General features: G+C 67.1%; 18 protein-coding genes. 6 read left to right on the forward strand and 12 right to left on the reverse strand.

The window, feature by feature from the left end; all coding sequences use genetic code 11:
• Nucleotides 1-164: 164 nt before the first annotated feature.
• Both ACFVJ3_RS32410 and ACFVJ3_RS32415 read left to right on the forward strand, forming a co-directional pair.
• A complete protein-coding gene (locus tag ACFVJ3_RS32410; protein WP_378455956.1) occupies nt 165-1004 on the forward strand; it encodes an alpha/beta hydrolase in 840 nt (279 codons plus the stop codon).
• Between the two features lie 51 nt (nt 1005-1055).
• A complete protein-coding gene (locus tag ACFVJ3_RS32415) occupies nt 1056-1859 on the forward strand; it encodes a transglutaminase family protein (RefSeq protein ID WP_378455957.1) in 804 nt (267 codons plus the stop codon).
• A 4-nt stretch (nt 1860-1863) separates the two neighbouring features.
• Here the strand turns inward: ACFVJ3_RS32415 and ACFVJ3_RS32420 are convergent, their stop codons facing one another.
• Nucleotides 1864-2244, reverse strand: a complete 381-nt coding sequence (locus ACFVJ3_RS32420; RefSeq protein ID WP_378455958.1) for a MarR family winged helix-turn-helix transcriptional regulator — start codon at nt 2242-2244, stop codon at nt 1864-1866.
• Nucleotides 2245-2308: 64 nt separating this feature from the next.
• On the opposite strand from ACFVJ3_RS32420, the gene ACFVJ3_RS32425 reads away from it, so the two are divergent.
• Nucleotides 2309-3805, forward strand: coding sequence for an MFS transporter (locus tag ACFVJ3_RS32425; protein ID WP_378455959.1), 1497 nt, complete (start codon nt 2309-2311; stop codon nt 3803-3805).
• 55 nt (nt 3806-3860) lie between these two features.
• On the opposite strand, the gene ACFVJ3_RS32430 is transcribed toward ACFVJ3_RS32425, so the two are convergent.
• The 3 genes from ACFVJ3_RS32430 to ACFVJ3_RS32440 form a co-directional block, all read right to left on the reverse strand.
• Nucleotides 3861-4832, reverse strand: a complete 972-nt coding sequence (locus ACFVJ3_RS32430) for an alpha/beta hydrolase (protein WP_378455960.1) — start codon at nt 4830-4832, stop codon at nt 3861-3863.
• A 172-nt stretch (nt 4833-5004) separates the two neighbouring features.
• Nucleotides 5005-5556, reverse strand: a complete 552-nt coding sequence (locus ACFVJ3_RS32435) for a gluconokinase (RefSeq protein ID WP_378455961.1) — start codon at nt 5554-5556, stop codon at nt 5005-5007.
• 34 nt (nt 5557-5590) lie between these two features.
• Entirely contained in the window at nt 5591-6985 is a 1395-nt protein-coding gene (locus tag ACFVJ3_RS32440) for a GntP family permease (protein WP_378455962.1), read from the reverse strand.
• 167 nt (nt 6986-7152) lie between these two features.
• Between ACFVJ3_RS32440 and ACFVJ3_RS32445 the strand changes: the two genes are divergently transcribed.
• Nucleotides 7153-7884 (forward strand): FadR/GntR family transcriptional regulator, encoded by a 732-nt coding sequence (locus ACFVJ3_RS32445; protein WP_378455963.1) that lies wholly within the window; start codon nt 7153-7155, stop codon nt 7882-7884.
• Nucleotides 7885-7920: 36 nt separating this feature from the next.
• On the opposite strand, the gene ACFVJ3_RS32450 is transcribed toward ACFVJ3_RS32445, so the two are convergent.
• The 5 genes from ACFVJ3_RS32450 to zwf all read right to left on the reverse strand — a co-directional run bounded on the left by ACFVJ3_RS32450 (nt 7921) and on the right by zwf (nt 14772).
• Complete coding sequence (locus ACFVJ3_RS32450) at nt 7921-9372, reverse strand: sugar porter family MFS transporter (RefSeq protein WP_378455964.1); 1452 nt, start codon at nt 9370-9372, stop codon at nt 7921-7923.
• A 228-nt stretch (nt 9373-9600) separates the two neighbouring features.
• Nucleotides 9601-10779 carry an ROK family transcriptional regulator gene (locus ACFVJ3_RS32455; RefSeq protein ID WP_378455965.1) on the reverse strand — a complete coding sequence of 393 codons (1179 nt, stop codon included), beginning with the start codon at nt 10777-10779 and terminating at the stop codon, nt 9601-9603.
• A gap of 29 nt (nt 10780-10808) precedes the next feature.
• Complete coding sequence (gene eda, locus ACFVJ3_RS32460; protein ID WP_378455966.1) at nt 10809-11432, reverse strand: bifunctional 4-hydroxy-2-oxoglutarate aldolase/2-dehydro-3-deoxy-phosphogluconate aldolase; 624 nt, start codon at nt 11430-11432, stop codon at nt 10809-10811.
• An 11-nt stretch (nt 11433-11443) separates the two neighbouring features.
• Complete coding sequence (edd, locus tag ACFVJ3_RS32465) at nt 11444-13297, reverse strand: phosphogluconate dehydratase (RefSeq protein WP_378455967.1); 1854 nt, start codon at nt 13295-13297, stop codon at nt 11444-11446.
• Complete coding sequence (zwf, locus tag ACFVJ3_RS32470; protein WP_378455968.1) at nt 13294-14772, reverse strand: glucose-6-phosphate dehydrogenase; 1479 nt, start codon at nt 14770-14772, stop codon at nt 13294-13296. The genes edd and zwf overlap by 4 nt, the downstream gene beginning before the upstream one ends.
• Before the next feature lie 151 nt (nt 14773-14923).
• Between zwf and ACFVJ3_RS32475 the strand changes: the two genes are divergently transcribed.
• On the forward strand, nt 14924-16117 hold the full coding sequence (locus ACFVJ3_RS32475) for an ROK family protein (RefSeq protein ID WP_378455969.1): 1194 nt from the start codon (nt 14924-14926) through the stop codon (nt 16115-16117).
• 49 nt (nt 16118-16166) lie between these two features.
• Here the strand turns inward: ACFVJ3_RS32475 and catC are convergent, their stop codons facing one another.
• From catC to catA, 3 genes are read right to left on the reverse strand one after another with little or no spacing between them, the layout of a single operon-like run.
• Nucleotides 16167-16448 carry a muconolactone Delta-isomerase gene (catC, locus tag ACFVJ3_RS32480; protein ID WP_378455970.1) on the reverse strand — a complete coding sequence of 94 codons (282 nt, stop codon included), beginning with the start codon at nt 16446-16448 and terminating at the stop codon, nt 16167-16169.
• Nucleotides 16449-16463: 15 nt separating this feature from the next.
• Nucleotides 16464-17585, reverse strand: coding sequence for a muconate/chloromuconate family cycloisomerase (locus ACFVJ3_RS32485; RefSeq protein ID WP_378455971.1), 1122 nt, complete (start codon nt 17583-17585; stop codon nt 16464-16466).
• A 29-nt stretch (nt 17586-17614) separates the two neighbouring features.
• Nucleotides 17615-18457, reverse strand: coding sequence for a catechol 1,2-dioxygenase (gene catA / locus ACFVJ3_RS32490; protein ID WP_378455972.1), 843 nt, complete (start codon nt 18455-18457; stop codon nt 17615-17617).
• 208 nt (nt 18458-18665) lie between these two features.
• Here catA and ACFVJ3_RS32495 point away from each other — a divergent pair, with 208 nt between their 5' ends.
• Nucleotides 18666-19436 (forward strand): IclR family transcriptional regulator C-terminal domain-containing protein, encoded by a 771-nt coding sequence (locus tag ACFVJ3_RS32495; RefSeq protein WP_378455973.1) that lies wholly within the window; start codon nt 18666-18668, stop codon nt 19434-19436.
• Nucleotides 19437-19448: the final 12 nt, after the last annotated feature.

The following is a 19448-nucleotide window of genomic DNA, read 5'->3' on the forward strand; positions in this document are numbered from 1 at the left end:
AACGAGCTCAGGCTCAAGGGAAAGTCGGCGTCGGCAGGCGACCCGACCCCATTTTCGCGCCTGCGAGGCGTCCCCGGGAGGGATAGGTGGCTAATTTGTCCCGTGCCGGGGTACCTCACCGTGCGATGATCTGAGTCGTCGAATTCGGACCACGAAGGGGCATCATGCAGCATCGAGAATCATCCTTCGCCGGCGTCGGCGGAATTCCCATCGTCTACGACGTGTGGCTCCCCGAGCGGCGCCCGCGCGGCGTGCTGGTTCTGTGCCACGGCTTCGGCGAGCATGCCCGGCGCTACGACCACGTGATCGAGCGGCTCGGGGAACTCGACCTCGCGATCTACGCGCCCGACCACCGTGGGCACGGGCGGTCGGGCGGCAAACGGGTCCACCTGAAGGACTGGACCGAGTTCACCGACGACCTGCACCAGTTGTTCGGCATCGCGTCGACGGACTGGCCGGGAGCCGACCGGTTCCTCCTCGGGCACAGCATGGGCGGTTCCATCGCGCTGACCTATGCACTCGACCACCAGCAGGATCTGAAGGCACTCATGCTGTCCGGGCCTGCGGTCGACGTGACAAGTGGCACGCCGCGCATCGTGGTCGAGATCGGCAAACTGGTGGGTCGCTTCCTCCCCGGAGTGCCCGTCGAGTCGCTCGACGCGAAGCTGGTCTCCCGCGATCCTGCGGTCGTGTCGGCGTACGAGGAGGATCCCCTCGTCCACCACGGGAAGGTACCTGCCGGGATTGCGCGCGGGATGATCCTCGCTGCCGAACGGTTGCCGGAGCGTCTGCCGTCGTTGACGGTTCCCCTGCTGCTGCAGCACGGCCAGGACGACGGACTCGCGAGTGTGCACGGCACGGAACTCATCGCGGAGTACGTCGGTTCGGAGGATCTCACGGTGGAGATCTACGAAAATCTGTTCCACGAGGTGTTCAATGAACCGGAGAACGAGGAGGTTCTCGACGATCTCGTCGAGTGGTTGCGGCCGCGCGTGCAGGCCTGACTTCGGCGGGGGTGTTCTGCACCCCTGGACGATGGATGCCAGGATGGGCTGATGAAACGTCACGTCAGCGCCACTCTCGACATCGAGGTCACCGACGCCACCAGTCTCGAATTCAAGATCGCGGTGACCCGGACCCCGGGTTCGGAGTTGTCGGAATCGCTGACGTTCACCCTCGACGGTAACCGTGTCGAGGCGCGAGAGATGTTGGCGGAGCACGGTACTCGTGTCCACCTTCTGGACACTGCTCCCGGCTCGCTGCACGTCGAGTACTCGGCTTCGGTTCTGGGTAAGGCCGATTCGCCTCCGGTCACCGACTACGACCTGTCGAAGTATCTGCGCCCGAGCCGATATGCGGAGGCGGACAAGTTCTTCGGTTTCACCGGCGGCGAATTCAATCTGTCCAAGCCGCATCCGGAACTGCTGCAAGACATCACCACGTGGGTGGGGTCGCGACTGCTCTACCAGGCGGGTTCGAGCAGATCCACCGACAGCGCCGTCGACACGATGCTGTCCGGGGCGGGCGTCTGCCGTGACTTTGCCCACCTCACGGTGGCGCTTCTGCGGGCCGTCACCATCCCGGCGCGGCTGGTGGCCGTGTACGCGCCGGGGTGCGATCCTATGGACTTCCATGCTGTCGTCGAGGCGTTCGTCGATGGTGAATGGCGTGTGGTCGACGCGACCCGACTGGCCCCGCGTTCGGCGCTCCTGCGGATCGCGACGGGTCGCGACGCCGCGGACACCGCGTTCCTGGACAATCACGGAGGGGCGATCACACTCGAGAGCACCGTGGTGACAGCCGTCGTCGACGGCGAGTTCCCGTCCGACGACTACGCGACACCCACCTCGTTGACCTGACGGATCAGGTTGCGTCCGAGAGCCTTTCGGTGAGCACGCCCACCTGAATCTTCTTGGCGTCGGCGTGCACCTCGCGGCCGGCGTCGGTGACGTCGACGAATACGCCCCGCCGGTCCGCCTCGCACAACGCCCTCGCGACCAGGCCCGCCTTCTCCAGCCGGGCCACGCTCCGGGACAGGGCGCTGGGGCTGAGGTACATCTCGGCCGCCAGGTCCTGCATCCGAGGTCGCTCGCAGGTGGCGTCCATGAGTCGGTCGAGCGTCTCGAAATCACTCATGCTCAGGCTGTAAGCGTGTTGCATCTCACGATCCAACTCGCAGGCGATCTCGTTGTATCTGCTCGCGAGCAGCCGCCACGTGCCGCGCAGGTCTGCTTCAGAGCTCATGAACCGCACCCTAGCGCGCGTACGCAAAAGGTGCAAGCGAATTAAATGCAAACGAAATTAGTGCTTGCGCATTGATTGCACGTGCATCTACATTCTCTCTGTGACTATCAGCGACGCCACCCCGGACCTCGCCACCTCGTCGGGCACCACCACCCCCCCGTCGACCGACCAGGCCTGGACACCCCACCTCTGGGGTGTCCTGGCCGTGCTGTGCCTCGTCATGTTCCTCGACGGCCTCGACGTCTCGATGGTGGGTGTTGCGTTGCCCTCCATCGGAACCGAGTTGGGGCTGTCCACCACCTCGCTCCAATGGATCATCAACGGATATGTACTCGGATTCGGTGGTCTGCTCCTGCTGGGCGGACGCACTGCCGACCTCCTCGGACGCCGCCGCGTCTTCCTGATCGCACTCACCGTGTTCGCGATCGCGTCCCTGGTCGGCGGACTCGTCGACAACGGGACGCTGCTCATCGCGAGCCGCTTCGTGAAGGGACTCGCCGCAGCGTTCACCGCACCGACCGCGATGTCGATCCTCACCACCACGTTCAAGGAGGGGCCCGCCCGCAACCGGGCGCTGTCGATCTTCTCCGTCTTCGGAGCCAGCGGCTACTCGTCCGGCCTGATCCTGGGCGGACTGCTGACCAGCGCCGGGTGGCGCTGGACCTTCCTGATGCCGGTACCGTTCGCGGTCCTCGCTCTCGTCGCGGGCACCATCCTGATTCCCCGCGACCGCGCCGCCGACAACGGCGGACACGACATCGTCGGAGCCGCCACTCTGGTGTCCGGAATGCTGCTCGCCGTCTACACCGTCGTGTCGGCACCGGCCCGCGGCTGGGCCGATCCGCTCACGCTGGGCTCGTTCGCACTGGCCGCAGCCCTGTTGGCGTCGTTCTTCGTCGTGGAGAACCGCGTGGCGCACCCGCTGGTGCGTCTGAGCATTCTCCGGGTCGGCTCGATCGTGCGGGCGAACCTCAGCATCGTCGCGCTGTTCGGCTCCTACCTGAGCTTCCAGTTCATGATGACGATCTTCCTGCAGTCGGTGCTCGGATGGTCGCCGCTGGAGATGGCGCTGGGTCTCCTGCCCGCCGGCATCATCGTGGCCTTCGGATCACCGTTCGTCGGACGCCTGATCGACGCGTTCGGCACGGCCCGCATGATCATTGCGGCACTGACCTCGTTGAGCCTCGGCTACCTGTGGTTCCTCTTCTCGGGGAGCGATCAGCCCCACTACGTGGTGGCGATCCTGCCGAGCGTGCTGCTGCTGGGCGTCGGTTTCGCGCTGGGCTTCACGTCGATCATGGCCCAGGCCACGTCGGGCGTCGACGACTCCGAGCAGGGGTTGGCGTCGGGCCTCGTGCAGACGTCCGCGCAGGTGGGCGCCGCACTCGTGCTGGCACTCACCACCGCACTCGTCACCGCCGGCTCGCACACGGCCACCGGTATCAGTGGCGCCGGGTTCCACCAGTTCCACTCCGGCCTCGTCCTCGTCACGGGAGTCGCGCTGCTGGGTTTGCTGATCACGGTGTCACCGCTGCTGCGCAGGGTGCTCAACCCCGCATAGTTCCCGGACGGCAGAACGGGTGGGCACAGGCCCACCCGTTCTGCCGTTCAGGAGTTCAGGCCGAGTGCCGCTTCGACTCCGTGAGCGCGCGGGACGCGAAGTCGACGGTGAGTCCGATGATCGTGCGACTCTCCCGCAGCACCTTGCCGATCACCGGAAACGCGTGGATCTGCCCACTCCAGATGTGGGTCTCGATCTGCCGTCCCTCACGATCGAACCTGTCGGTGATGATCTCGACGTCGGGCCGCATGATCTCGTATTCGGCGGCAGTGAGGAAGACGGGCGGGAACAGCGCCGGATCCGCGTTCACCGGAGACTGGGCGCCCGGAATCTGATCGGGCCCGGCCAGCCAGCGATCTTTCAGCTTGGCCACCTGCGACATCGGCAGGTACGCATCGCGCTTCATGAAGTCGGGGTCGTGATCCTCGAGGTCGAGGTTGAGCAGCGGGGAGTACCCGATGACGGCCGCCGGGCGGGTGAGGCCCCGCAACGCGGCAACTTCCGCGACCTTCATCGCGAGATATCCGCCCGCCGAGTCGCCCGCGACGATCACCCTGGTGGGGTCGTCGCAGACCTTCAGCACCTCGGTGTACGCGGTGAGGGCGTCCACCAGCGACGCCCCGATCGCACCCCTTGGAAGCTGCCGGTACTCGACCGAGACGACGGGCGCACCCGACCGCGCGGCGAGCAGCCCGCACAGTGCCCGGTGGGTGGCGAGCCCGCAGAACACGAATCCGCCGCCGTGGAAGTAGAGGATGGTGGCGCCGTCCATCGACGTGACCGTGGGTCGCGGATGGGTGATCTTCTCGCACGGCACCCCGCCGAGCGAGATCGCCTCGATGTCGAGGCCCTTCGGCTTGGGAAGCCGGTCGATCAGCTCGTCGAGGGTCGCCAGCAGTTCGATGCCGCGGTCCGTCGTCGGCCATATCGTGAACAGCGGTTTGACGAAACACCTGGCAAACCAGAAAGTCATGCGCGCCCGCCGACTGACATCCCAGTGCCACACGATCGATTCACGCGTTCGCATACTGCCCTCCGTTGTATCGGACGCTTGTCCAGCCAAGTGGACACCCTAGGGCGATCCGGAGAGAAACGCACCCGAAACTGTCACGTCCGCTCCCCGAGACCTCCCGCCACGGTAAGTCGAAGTCGCCCGTTGCCGAGCGACTTCGACTGATTTCCGTCCGATTGCCCGGGATTTACCGCCCGAGTCGCTCCTCGAGTCGAGCGATGATCTCGGTCGCGACGTGGGTGGGCGATCCGCCCACGTCCACCACGATGGCGTCCTCGTCCGGCTCGATCGGTTCGAGCGTCGAGATCTGCGTGTCCAGCAACGACGGGGGCATGAAGTGGTCGAGCCGAGCGGTCAGCCGTTCCCCTATCTGCGCCCGCGACCCGGCGAGATGCACGAACACGACGTTGTCGCCCCGCAGCACGTCGCGGTAGCTGCGCTTCAGCGCCGAGCAGGTGATGACCCCGGGAAGACCGTTCTCGGTGTGTTCCCGAATCCACCCCGCGACGACATCGAGCCACGGCCAGCGATCCTCGTCGGTCAACGGCTGCCCCGACGCCATCTTCGCGACATTCGCGGGTGGGTGCAGGGCATCTCCCTCCTGCAGGTCCCAGCCCATGGCGCCGGCGATGATTCCCGCGACCGTCGACTTCCCGGACCCCGACACCCCCATCAGCACCAGGACCGGATCCGCGGTCTGCGGCGTGCGTCCTGCAGGTTCGCGTGTACTCACGTGCATCTCACCAACCTCACTCGACATTTCTCAGCCCCCTTTAGATGAATACGCTCAGCGCGAGGACACCGGCCAGACCGGTGACCGAGATGACGCATTCCATCACCGTCCACGTCTTCAGGTTCTGTACCACCGTGACGCCGAGATATTCCTTCACCAGCCAGAATCCCGCGTCGTTGACGTGCGACAGGAACAGCGAGCCGGACCCGATCGCCAGCACCATCAGCGACACGTGCGTGGAGGTCAGCTCGGCGGCGACGGGCGCGAGGATGCCGGACGCGGTGACCGTCGCGACGGTGGCCGATCCGGTGGCGACACGGATGAGCACGGCCACGAGCCAGGCGAGGAACAGCACGGGAAGGGCGCTGTCCTTGATCGCGTCGGCGATCACATCGGCGATGCCGGTGTCGATCAGGACCTGCTTGAATCCGCCGCCGGCACCGACGATGAGGAGGATTCCGGCGATCGGAGGCAGCGAACTCTCCAGCGAGGCGGCGATGGCCTTGCGGTCCATGCCGCCACCCCGGCCGAGGAGCGCCATCCCGGCGAGCACCGCGAGTGCAAGGGCCACGACCGGCGTGCCGAGGAAGTCGAGCAGCGCCTTCGCGGGCGACTCCGAGTCGGCGGCGATCACGTCGGCGATCGCCTTGCCCAGCATCAAGACCACAGGCAGCAGGATGGCGGACAGGGTGGCCGCGAAGCTGGGCCGGCGACGCTCGGCGGCGGCCTCGGCGCCTTCCCGGTCCTCGACGGTCACGTAGAGCTCGGGGACGGGGACGTCCACCCAGCGTGCCGCCAGTTTGCTGAACAGCGGCCCGGCGATGATGACGGTGGGAATCGCGACGAGGACGCCGAGCGCGAGGGTGAGTCCGAGGTTGGCGTCCAGGGCCGCCACCGCGACCAGTGGCCCTGGGTGCGGCGGAACGAGACCGTGCATGGCCGACAGACCCGCCAGCGTGGGAATCGCGATACGCATCAACGACAGTCCCGAACGCCGCGCGACCAGGATGATGACGGGCATCAGGAGCACGAGGCCGATCTCGAAGAACATCGGCAGGCCGATCACGGCGCCGACCAGCGCCATCATCCACGGCAGCGTCCGCGGGCCCGCCCGTCCGACGAGGGTGTCGACGACGCGGTCGGCACCACCGGAATCGGCGAGCAACTTGCCGAACATGGCACCGAACCCGATCAGGATTCCGACGCCGCCCATCGTGACCCCGAAGCCCTCGACGAACGACTTCACCGAGTCTTCCGCACCCAGACCTGCGGCGATACCGACGCCGACGGCGCCGATCGACAGCGCGAGGAACGGGTGGAGTTTGAGCCAGGTGATCAGCGCGATAATGACGGCGACGCCGACGACGGCGGCCGTGATCAGCCGCGCGTCGTGGCCGGCACTGTCGGCCGCTGCGAGTAGTGACGCGGTACTCATTCTGTTGCTCCAGGGAGATCGGTGATGGAATGACCCTTGTTCGTGACTCAGGTCACTCTGCCTCATAAACCATATGATTTCAAGGCCGTAGCCAATTAAGTACTACTTAGAGTCTGAATCGCGCGCCAACGTGTGTTCAATGGGGGCAACCGTGGGAACATCAGCGGATGACCAACGCAGGCGGCGGCGAGTACCGGCAATTGCACGAAACGGTGCTCGATCGGCTGGGTAGCGACATCGTGGCCGGAGTCGTGGCACCCGGCACCCGGATCTCCGCCGACGACGTGGTCACCCAGTACTCCGTCTCCCGCACCGTCGTCCGCGAGGTGGTCCGCGTTCTCGAATCGCTCGGACTGCTGGCCGTGCGACGTCGGGTCGGGATCACCGTCCTGGGTGAGGAGCACTGGAATTCATTGGATCCGAGCGTGATTCGGTGGAAGCTGGCCGGCCCGCAGCGGTTCGACCAGCTGTCGAGCCTGAGCGAACTGCGGTCGGGCATCGAACCGCTCGCCGCGCGTCTCGCTGCGACTCGGGCGACGCCGGAGCAGTGCGGGGCGCTGACGGCGGCCGTCATCGGAATGTCGTCGACGTCCCGCGCGGCGGACACGGACGCCTACCTGGCCCACGACTCCGACTTTCACCGCACCCTGCTGACCGCGTCGGGGAATCCCCTGTTGCGCGCGATGTCGCAGATCGTCGTGGAGGTGCTCGAGGGCCGCACCCGGCACTCGTTGATGCCGCACGTCGCCGAGACCGAAGCAATCCGGCTGCACGGCGTGGTGGCGTCGTCCATTCAGATGGGCGACGCGGACGCGGCGGAGACGGCCATGCGTGCGATCGTGAGCGAATCCGCGACGGCAGTCGAGCAGATGAAAGACGAAGAAGACACCCGCGAGTGAGTACTCGCGGGTGTCCACTTCGGTGCGCGGGAGGTCTTACACGACCGAATCGGAGTGCATCGCTTCGAGTTCCACGCCCTTCGTCTCCTTGACCCAGCGCAACACGAAGACGAGTGACAGCACCGCACACACGGCGTAGAAGCCGTACGAGATTCCCAGCGAGAAGTCCTTCATGGACGGGAACGTCACGGTGATCAGCCAGTTCGCTGCCCACTGCGCGCCCGCGGCGAGCGACAGGGCGGCGGCCCGGATGCGGTTGGGGAACGCCTCGCCGAGCAGGACCCACACCACGGGGCCCCAGGACATTCCGAAGGCCACCACGAAGAGGTTGGCGGCGACGAGCGCGATCGGGCCCTGCAGTCCGGTCAGGTGCGGCGTCGTGACGCCGTCCACGACAGTGGTGGACGCGGTTCCGAAGATGAACGCCATGGTCGCGAGCGTCACGGCCATACCGGCGGAGCCGATGATCAGCAGCGGTCGCCGGCCCACACGATCGATGTAGGCGATGGCAATGAGAGTGGTGGCGATGTTGACCACCGACGTGATGACCGTGATCTGCAGGGAGCTGCCCTCGTCGAAGCCGACGGCCTGCCACAGCACGCTGGAGTAGTAGAAGATCACGTTGATACCGACGAACTGCTGGAAGACCGACAGTCCGATGCCGATCCACACGATCGGCATCAGGCCGAACGCGGAGCCCTTCAAATCACGGATCGACGGTTGCGCCTCACCGTCCAGCGTCGAACGGATGCTTTCGATCTTGAGGTCCAAGCCCTTCTCGCCGAGCAGGACCGCGAGGATGCCGCGGGCCTCACCGAGGCGGCCCTGGGCGATCAGGTAGCGGGGGGATTCGGGAATCGTCAGCGACAGCAGTCCGTAGGCCAGTGCGGGCACGCACATCGCGAGGAACATCCAGCGCCAGGCCTCGAGCCCGAACCAGAGCTCTTCCTGCGATCCGCCGGCGAGGGCAGCGAGGGCGTAGTCGACCAGGAGCGAGACGAAGATGCCCGTGACGATCGCGAGTTGCTGCAGCGACCCGAGCCGTCCACGCACCCGGGCGGGCGAGATCTCGGCGATGTAGGCGGGTGCGATAACCGAGGCCAGACCCACACCGATGCCGCCGACGATCCGGAACGTCACCAGCATCTCGACGTTGGCCGCGAATCCGGTGCCGATGGCGCTCAGGAGGAACATCACGGCAGCGGCCCGCATGGTGACGAGGCGTCCGTACCGATCGGCGATCCGCCCGGCCAGCATCGCTCCCGCCGCAGCGCCCAGCAGTGCCGAGGCGATCGCGAATCCGAGGAGAGCGGAATCGACCTGGAACCTGCCTTCGATCGCCGACACTGCGCCGTTGATGACCGCGCTGTCGTAGCCGAACAGCAACCCGCCGAGTGCGGCGACGACCGCGATACGGACGGGAACCGAAGTGCCCTCTGCTGTGTCGCCGGGCGATTCCGCACCGGGCAACAGGACGTGTTCAGTCATGGGACTCCTCGTGAGCAAGGGGGTGATCGAGTCTCGGATCGAGCCGAGGCCCGCGCGAGAGCGCATTCGTTGTGGTGCGGAACACAGTAGGCAACGAAACGGGGAACCGTCAAGATATGAACACAAATAGATGATCGTCACCGCACAAATGTTCATTTATGAACGCGGTAGCCGTGATGTGCGCAGAGTGCACCCCATGCAGCGGTGCGAGAATTCAGTGACGAACAGTCAGGCCGGAAGCGCGGATCGCAGACCCAGCGCGACGGCGCCCAGCACCTGCGCCCGGGGGCCGAGTTCGGCGACGCGGATATCCAGGGAACGGACCGCGCTGGGCACCGCGTAGCGGCCGACCACCTCGCGCATCGGCCCGAGCAGCAGTTCGCCTGCCAGCGCGAGTTCACCGCCGATGACGAGTCGTTCGGGATTGACGAGGTTGCACAGGCTCGCTACCGCAACGCCGACGTGCCGCCCCGTGTCGGCGAGCACCCGGATGCAGGCGGCGTCTCCGCTCTCGGCCATCGCGACGATGTCGGCGATGGTGAGGTCGGGACCGCGACTCGGTGCGAGCAACCCGATCACGACGTGCGAGGCGACGAGGGTCTCGAGGCAGCCGCGGTTGCCGCAGCGGCATACCTGACCGAACTCGTCGAGCGTCAGGTGGCCGATTTCGCCTGCGGTGCCGCCTCTTCCGCGGTAGAGCCGGCCGTCGAGGACGAGGCCGGCACCCACTCCGTCGGACAGTTTGATGTAGGCGAGATCGGTGGTTCCGCGGCCCGCTCCCCACATGTGTTCGGCGAGCACGCCGAGGTTCGCGTCGTTGTCGACGTGCACCGCGGTGCCGAGATACTCCGACGCGATGGCGGCCGCGTCGACACCGACCCACCCCGGGAGAATCGACGGGCCGCCGACCTCGCCGGTGTCGGTCTCGAGCGGCGCGGGCAGACCCATGCCGACGGCGAGGACGGACGTGCGGTCGCAGCCGAGTCGATCGAGGGCCGCGTCGAGAAGAGCGCCCGCCTGCACCACGCCGTCCGCGGCGCGGTGACCCGCACCGAGTTCGACGCGCTCCTCGGCGAGCACCTGGTGTGCCATGTCGGCGACGGCCACGGTGAGATGGCGGTGCCCGAAGTCGATCCCGACTGCAAGCCCCATCTTGCGGGTCAGCCGCACCGCCCGGCCCCGCTGGCCCGGGTGGTCGCCGCCCGGCACGGCGACCATCCCGGCCGCGGTCAATTCCTTGACCATGTTGGACACGGTGGCGGGCGCCAATCCGGTGCGACGCGCGATCTCCGCCTGGGTGAGCTCACCCGACGTCTGGAGCGCGCGGACCACACGGTGCTGGTTGGCGGACTTCAGCGAGGACTGAGAACCCGGCCTCTGGGAGTCACCGTTGTCACTGTCGCGCACGAAATCACCGTACCGCGCCGCTTCTCCCGCTACCGGGCGAGTGCCGCCGCCTCACGTGCGAGGCCGCTGATCCGGTCCCAGTCCTGCTGCTTCACGGCGTCGGCGAGCGTGAGCCAGGATCCGCCGACGCAGCCGACGTTGGGCAGCGACAGGTAGTCCCCGACGTTCGACGTCGAGATACCGCCGGTGGGGCAGAACCGTGCCGCCGGAACGGGTGAGTGGATCGAGCCGAGGAACTTTGCGCCACCCGACGCCTCGGCGGGGAAGAACTTGAGTTCGCGGTAGCCGTGCTCGAGCAGGAAGAGCACCTCGGAGACCGTCGCCGCGCCCGGGAGGTGCGGCAGTCCGGTGTCCGTCATGGCCTTGAGGAGAGTTTCGGTGCTGCCCGGCGAGACCAGGAACTGCGCTCCCGCTTCCGCCGCCTGCACGGCCTGGACCGGTTCGACGATCGTGCCCGCACCGACGCAGATTTCCGGCACCTCGCTCGCGATCGCCTTGATGGCGTCGAGAGCACACGGCGTGCGCAGGGTCAGTTCGATCATCGGGATGCCGCCGGCCACCAGCGCGCGGGCCACCGGCACCGCGTCGCCGAGGTCGTCCACGACGACGACAGGGATGACCGGGACGCGGTCGAGGAGGGAGGGGTTCGTCACTGAAATTCTCCTTAGACGGGTTGGGGGTGGAAAACGCTGGCGCCCTGGGTCGCCGGTCCGACAGCGGCACGCAGGCCGGCGAAGAGTTCGCGCCCCGTGCCGACCCATTCGTCGGCACCGAGCATACGACCGGTCGCCGGGCGGGCGGCCAGTTCCTCGTCGTCGAGGTGCACGTTCACGGAGCCGGTGACGGCGTCGACGGTCAGGACGTCGCCGTCACGCACACGCGCGAGCGGTCCGTCCGCCGCCGCCTCGGGGGTGAGGTGGATGGCCGCGGGAACCTTCCCGGAGGCGCCGGACATCCGGCCGTCGGTGACCAGCGCGACCTTCCGGCCCTGGTCCTGCAGAACACCGAGTACCGGTGTGAGCTTGTGCAATTCGGGCATGCCGTTGGCGCGCGGGCCCTGGTACCGGAGCACGGCCACGAAATCACCGGTCAACGTGCCCGCCTCGAACGCGGCGAGGAAGTCGAGCTGATCGTCGAAAACCCTGGCCGGACCGGTCACCACGCGGTGGTCCGGGTGGACGGCCGACGTCTTCATCACGCACGAACCCAGGTTTCCGGTCAGCATCTTGAGTCCACCGTTGACGTCGAACGGATCTTCCGGTCCGCGCAACACGCTGGTGTCGAGGCTGATTCGCGTGCCCGGCTGCCATTCGACGCCCTCGCCGGACAGCTTCGGTTCCTCGGTGTAGCGGCGGAGCCCGGGGCCGACGACGGTCTTCACGTCCTCGTGCAGCAGTCCCGCGTCCAGCATCGAGGACACGACGTAGCCGAGGCCGCCCGCCGCGTGGAAGTGGTTCACGTCCGCCGAGCCGTTGGGGTAGATCCGGGCGAGCAGCGGCACGACCGCGGACAGTTCCGACAGGTCGTCCCAGGTGAGGGTGATGCCGGCGGCGCGGGCGATCGCCACGAGGTGCATCGTGTGGTTGGTCGAGCCGCCGGTGGCGAGCAGTGCGACGCAACCGTTGACCACGGCCTTCTCGTCCACGACCTCGCCGACCGGCGTGTAGTCGTCACCGAGTGCGGTGAGGCCGGTGACGCGCCTTCCCGCCTCCGACGTGAGGGCTTCACGCAGCGGGGTACCGGGGTTCACGAAGCTCGATCCGGGCAGGTGCAGGCCCATGACCTCCATGAGGAGCTGGTTGGAGTTGGCGGTGCCGAAGAACGTGCACGTGCCGACGCCGTGGTAGCTCGCCGCTTCCGCGTCGAGCAGTTCCTCGCGATCGGCCTTGCCCTCCGCGTACAACTGCCGCACGCGCGACTTCTCGTTGTTGGGCAGACCGGACGTCATCGGCCCGGCCGGGACGAAGATCGTCGGCAGGTGACCGAATCCCAGTGCACCGATGAGCATTCCCGGCACGATCTTGTCGCACACGCCGAGCATGAGGGCAGCGTCGAACATGTCGTGGGACAGTCCGATCGCCGTCGCCATCGCGATGACGTCGCGACTGAACAGCGACAGCTGCATGCCGGCGCGGCCCTGGGTGATGCCGTCGCACATCGCGGGGACGCCACCGGCGAACTGGGCGATGCCACCGGCCTCCATGACCGCGGCCTTCAGCTGCCGCGGGAAGTGCTCGAACGGCTGGTGCGCCGACAGCATGTCGTTGTACGACGAGACGATCGCGATGTTGGGCTTGACGAAGCTGCGCAGTGCCTTCTTGTCGGCCGGGCCGGACGCTGCGAAGCCGTGCGCGAGGTTCGCGCACGCCAGCTTGCCGCGCGCCGGGCCGCGGTCGGCGGCCTGCCGGATACGGTCGAGGTAGACCGTGCGCTCGGGTTTGCTGCGCTCGATGATTCGTTCGGTGACGGCGGCGAGGACGGGGTGCACGTCGGCCGTCGGTGTGGGTGCGTCGGTCATGCGGTGACTCCTTCGTGCCAGGCGCGGCCGTCGCGCTCGATCAGGGTGGTCGCGTCGGTCGGTCCGTTTGTGCCGGCCGGGTAGCGGCGCGGGCCGCGCTCGGACTTCTCCCAGCCGACGAGGATCTGCTCGACCCACTCCCAGGCGGCCTCCACCTCGTCGCGGCGCATGAACAGGGTCGGGTTACCCCGGACCACGTCCATCAGCAGCCGCTCGTAGGCGTCGGGTGACGGACGCTTGAACGTTTCGATGTAGTTGAGGTCCAACGACACCGGCTTGAGCCGGATACCGCCGGGGCCGGGTTCCTTCGCCGTCATGTGCAGCCGCATGCCCTCGTGGGGCTGCAACTGGATCACCAGGCGGTTGGGTTCGCTGTGGCCCTCGCTGCCGGGGAACATGGGGTGCGGGACGGGCTTGAACTGCACCACGATCTCCGAGCACCGCCGGTCCATGCGCTTGCCGGTGCGCAGGTAGAACGGCACGCCGGCCCAACGCCAGTTCTGGATCTCGGCCTTGACCGCGATGAACGTCTCGGTGGCGCTGCCCGGGTTCTCGACGTCCTCCTGGTATCCGGGGACGGCGATCCCGTCAGCGAGGCCGGGACCGTACTGACCTGCGACGGTGCAGCGTTCGACGTCCTGCGGGCTCATCGGCTTGAGGGCCTGGAGGACCTTGAGCTTCTCGTCTCGCACGGTCTCGCGGTCGACGTAGGTGGGCGGTTCCATCGCGACGAGGCAGAGCATCTGCAGGAGATGGTTCTGCAGCATGTCGCGCAGGGCACCCGCCGACTCGTAGTAGCCGCCACGACTGCCGACCCCGAGCGACTCGGCCACGTTGATCTGCACGTGGTCGATCGACGAGGAGTTCCACAGCGGTTCGAGGAACGTGTTGGCGAATCGCGTGACCAGAAGGTTCTGGACGCTTTCCTTGCCGAGGTAGTGGTCGATGCGGAAGATCTGCGATTCCTCGAACACGGCGCCGACCGCGTCGTTGACGGCGCGGGCCGAGGCGAGGTCGTGTCCGATGGGCTTCTCCAGCACGACGCGGGACTGCGCGTCGGCGAGACCGTTCAGGGCGAGGTTCTCACAGATCGGCCCGAACAGACCGGGAGCGCAGGCCAGGTAGAAGACCCGGATCGAACCTTCCCGCGCGGCGAGGCAGTCGCTCAGGCCCGTCCAGTTCTCGGGGTCCCCGGCGTCGACGGAGACGTATTCGAGCCGACTGAGAAATCGCTCACAGGTGTCCGAATCGAGCTGATCGCCGGAGACGAACCGCGCGAGTTCACCCCGCACCTTGTCGCGGTAGCCGTCGGTGTCGAGACCGGCTCGCGAGGCACCGATCACGCGGGTTTCGGCGGGCAGCTGGCCGTCCCTGTCGCGCAGGTAGAGCGCGGGAAGCAGCTTACGAACCGCCAGGTCGCCGGTGCCGCCGAACACGACGAAATCGCACGGATCCACGGTGGTCGCTGGTGACATGTCATCTCCCTCTGAAAGCCGGATGTGTGGGCCATCACAGACGACGATAGGCGACCTTTCGCTTTCGATCAATACAGACTTAAGTATTTCTGCGAACAAAGATCCGTGGCTTACGTTGTCAGACGCGTGTCCGGTTGGTTGAATGGCCACCATGCGGACGACTCGCTCGACGACCTCCCCGGCGACGGGTGGCGACGTCTTCGCCCTCATTCGCGCAGGGCAAGCCACGACGCGCACCGAGATCGGCAACCTCACCGGGCTGTCGCGCACGGCTGTCGCGGCCCGGGTGTCGTCGCTGCAGTCCTCGGGACTCGTCGTCGAACGCGAAGAAGGCGTATCGACCGGCGGGCGGCCGCCGGTGAAGCTCTCGTTTCACGTCCAGGCCGGTGTCGTGCTGTCGGCGGCCATCGGCCGGAGCCGCACGCAGCTGGCCATCTGCGACCTCGCCGGCGACGTGATCGTCGCCGAGGACGTGGAGCAGGAGATCGGCACCAGCCCGGCCGAGCTGATGCCCGTCATCGCGCAACGCCTCATCGCACTGCGCGAGAGTCTGGGCGAGACCGCGGGACGGACGGTCGGGATCGGGATCAGCCTCCCCGGGACGGTCGACACCGAACGCGGGTGCAGCCTGAACTCCCCCATGATGTCGGGCTGGGACGGCGTCCCCCTCCAGCCGTTCCTCGCCGACGTCACGGACGCACCCGTGTTCGTCGACAACGACGCCAACGTCATGGTGCTGGCGGAGCGGCGCGGAGAACGCCGCGACTTCGCCGACATGCTGCTCATCAAGGCGTCGACCGGGCTGGGCGCCGGCCTCGTGTCCGGGGGCGTGCTCCAGCGGGGCGCCCTCGGCGCGGCAGGCGAGATCGGGCACACGAAAACCGCAGCGGCACAAGGAGTTGTGTGCCGCTGCGGTGATGTGGGTTGTATCGAGGCCGTGGCCGGCGGGTGGGCGCTGGTCCGCAATCTGCAGGAGCAGGGACGCGAAGTCACCCACATCCGCGACGTGATCACCCTCGCCCTCGCCGGGGACGCCGAGGCCCGGCGAATGATCCGTGAGAGCGGACGGCAGATCGGCGAGGTCCTGTCGGGCGCGGTCAACCTCCTCAACCCGGAGGTCGTGATCGTCGGCGGCGACATGGCGCAGGCCTACGACACGTTCGTCGCCGGGCTACGCGAAACCCTATACGGCAACGCGATCGCCGTTGCCACCCAACAGCTTCAGATCCTCCCCTGGACGCACGGGGAACTGTCGGGAGTGGTCGGCAGCGCCACCATGGCGCTCGACCACGTCCTCAGCGTGCGCGCCGTCGACCGGCTACTCGCAGGCGCTCCGCGCCCGTGAGCCCTTTTGGTAGCGGGAACAACCAAAAAGGCGCACGAGCCCGGAGGGCCTACTTGACGTCGGAACCGTGCTTGGTGAGCGGCATGATCTCGATCTTCATGTACGGGAACAGTGGAAGGTTCCACAGGATCTCGTGCAGTTCGTCGGCCGACTCGACATCGAAGATGCTGATGTTGCTGTACTGCCCGACGATCCGCCAGATCTCGGGCCACTTGCCGGAGCGTTGGAGCTCCTGCGAGTACGCCTTCTCCTTGGCGATGGTGTCTTCCCGGACCTTCGGGTCGAGGTCACGGGGAATGGCGACGTCCATGCGGACGTGAAAGAGTGCCATCGGGTGGTGTGCTCCTTAGTTCCTGGTCCAGGTCTTGACTGCGTCCATGTTGAGCTCGACGCCGAGTCCGGGACCCTCGGGCAGGAACACCTGACCGTCGGCGTAGCGGATCGGTTCCTGCAGCAATTCCTCGCTGAACAGCAACGGTCCGAACAGTTCGGTGCCGAAATCGATGCCGGGCTCGGCGCAGGCGAAGTGGATGGACGCCGCGGTTCCGATCGGGCCTTCGATGGACGTGGCTCCGTGGCAGGCGATTCCGGCTGCCTTGGCGATCGCGACCACCTCGCGGCTCTTCTTCAGTCCGCCGCACTTGGTGGTCTTGAGGGCGATGACGTCGGCGGCGCCGCGCCGTGCGACCTCGAGGGCGTCGTGCGGAGTCTGCACGCTCTCGTCCGCCATCACCGGAACCGGGACCAGCCGGTTGAGCTCGGCGAGGACCTCGAGCTGCTCACCGGGTGTGGGCTGCTCGATCAGTTCGACGCCGCCTTCGACGAGGCGGGGCACGTACGTCAGCGCGGTGAGCCTGTCCCAGCGGGCGTTGACGTCGATGCGGACGCCGGCCTTGCCCTGCAGTGCCTGCGCGATCTGGACCACCCGCGCAGTGTCGACGGCGGGATCGAGCGCACCCATCTTCAGCTTGAAACTGAAGTGCCGCTTCGACTCGACGAGCCCGAGCGCCTCCTCGATGATCTCCTCTGCGGGTGCGGCGCCGAGGGCCCACGTGACGTCGACGCTCTTCCGGAAGGCGCCGCCGAGCAGCGTGTGCACGGGCACACCCAGGCTGCGGGCCCAGGCGTCGTGCAACGCGACGTCGACGGCGGCCTTCGCGAAACGTGCATTGGCGACGACTCGTTCGATGTCCGACATGATGCCGGTGATCTCGTCGACACCCCGTCCCAGCAGCACCGGGACGATGTACCGCTCGACGATCGCCTGCATCGTCTCCACCGATTCGCCGCCCCACCACGGGCCGCCGGGGACGACGCCCTCGCCGTAGCCGGTCACGCCGCCCGCGGTCGTGACGGCGACGAGCAGCAGCGGCTGCGCCGTCATCGACGTGGTGGCGAACTTGTGGGGACGCACCAACGGCACATCGAGGATCGTCGTTTCGACGGAGACGATCGACAGGTCGGTCATCGGATCACTTTCTCTACGGGTGGAACGGGTCACGCGGGGTCGAGCACGAAGTTGTAGGTGACGTAGTTCTTGCCGTCGTCACCGGTCTTCGGGTCGAGGATCAGTTCCGGCTTGGTCGCCGACGCGACGTCGCTGTCGATCCACTCGCCGCCCTTGAAGTACAGCTGCGTGGTCACCGATTCCTTGCCCGGCGCCGACACGATGAGGTGCAGGTGCGCGGGACGCCACGGGTGACCGTTCTGCGCCTCGATGAACTGCCCGGTCGGGCCGTCGGTCGGGATCTTGTAGGGCGCCGGCTGGATCGTGGTGATCTCGTAGCGGCCGTCCTCGTCGGCGATGATGGTGCCGCGCAGGTTCCACTCGGGCAGATGCGGGGCGAACTGCGAGTAGTAGCCGTCGTTGTCGGCGTGCCACAGTTCGACCTTCGCGCCCGCGAGGCCGTTGCCGCCGAGATCGGCGACCTGGCCCGAGAAGACGAGCGGGGTGATCTTCTCGTCCTCGGGACGCATCGGCAGGGTGCACTTCGACGGCAGCTCGGGCGAGTTCTCGATGTAGTACGGGCCCTCGATGCTGCCCTTGGTGCCCTTACGGCTGCGGGCGAGGACCTCTTCGACGGAATGCTCGATGAACACGTCGAGGAACAGCGGCCACTCGCCGCCCTCGCCGACGTCGATGAGCCACTGCTTGAACACGCGGTACTCGGGGTAGGTGACGCCGTGCTTGAGGATCACGTCGTTGAGTGCGCCGAGTGCATCCTTGGCGATGGCCGCCAGCCGCTCCGGCGAGGTGTCGGCGGTGACGCGCTCGGCCTTGAACTTGTCGGTGGCGGCGGAGCCGGATCCGGCGGCGGTGGGGCTCTCGGTGGTGGTCATCTGTTTCTCCTTGGGCTGGGAGGGGAGCGGATTGGGCTGATATCGAGTTTTGGACGACGCGGTGGGTGTTCACGCGCCGAGGGTCTTGCACTCTGTACGCTCTGCGTACTAACATAACGCTGTGCGTACACCACTACTGTGCGCGCAGTCACATTGAAATGTCAACCCCGAGTCCGAATATGCACACGAATCGCTGGTGGAGGCCGCAATGACCGAGAGCGATCGCGATTACATCCAGAGCATCGAGCGCGGCTTCGCAGTGCTCCTCGCGTTCGACGCGCAGCGTCCGAACCCGACGCTGGCAGAACTCGCCACGGAAGCGGGACTGTCGCGCCCCGCGGTCCGCCGGATCCTGCTCACCCTGCAGAAGCTGGGGTACGTCGCCGGGTCGGGAGGCCGGTGGTCGCTCACCCCTCGCGTGCTCAGCATCGGACAGCACTACTCGGAGTCGCACGCACTGATCGAGGCCGCGATGCCCCGACTGCTCGAGGTGGCCGAGAAGACCCAGGAATCCGCGTCGCTCGGCGTGCTCGACGGCGCCGACGTGGTCTACGCGGCGCGCGTCCCCGTCCGCCGGATCATGAGCATCAACGTCTCCGTCGGCACCCGCGTCCCCGCGTACGCCACGTCCATGGGCCGTGCACTCCTGGCCTGGGCCCCCGCCGACGTCGTCGAGCGGGTGGTCGCCGAGTCCACGTTCCAGAAACTCGGGCCCGAAACCATCAGCACGCCAGCCGAACTCGAGCGGGAACTCGCCAAGGTCCGCGAACAGGGATTCGCACTGACATCCGAGGAGCTCGAGAAGGGTTTGATCTCGCTGGCCGCCCCCGTCCGCGACGCCGGCGGCACAGTGGTCGGCGTGGTCGCGTGCTCCACGTCGTCCGCGCGCAACACTCCCGCGCAGTTCCGGGAGCAGGCCGTTCCGTGCGTTCTCACCGCCGCGGCCGCCCTGAGCTCGGACATGGGTTACGCCGGCTGACGGCGTCACGTC

The sequence above is a fragment of the Rhodococcus sp. NPDC127593 genome, from assembly GCF_042671975.1.
Lineage (GTDB): Bacteria > Actinomycetota > Actinomycetes > Mycobacteriales > Mycobacteriaceae > Rhodococcus_F.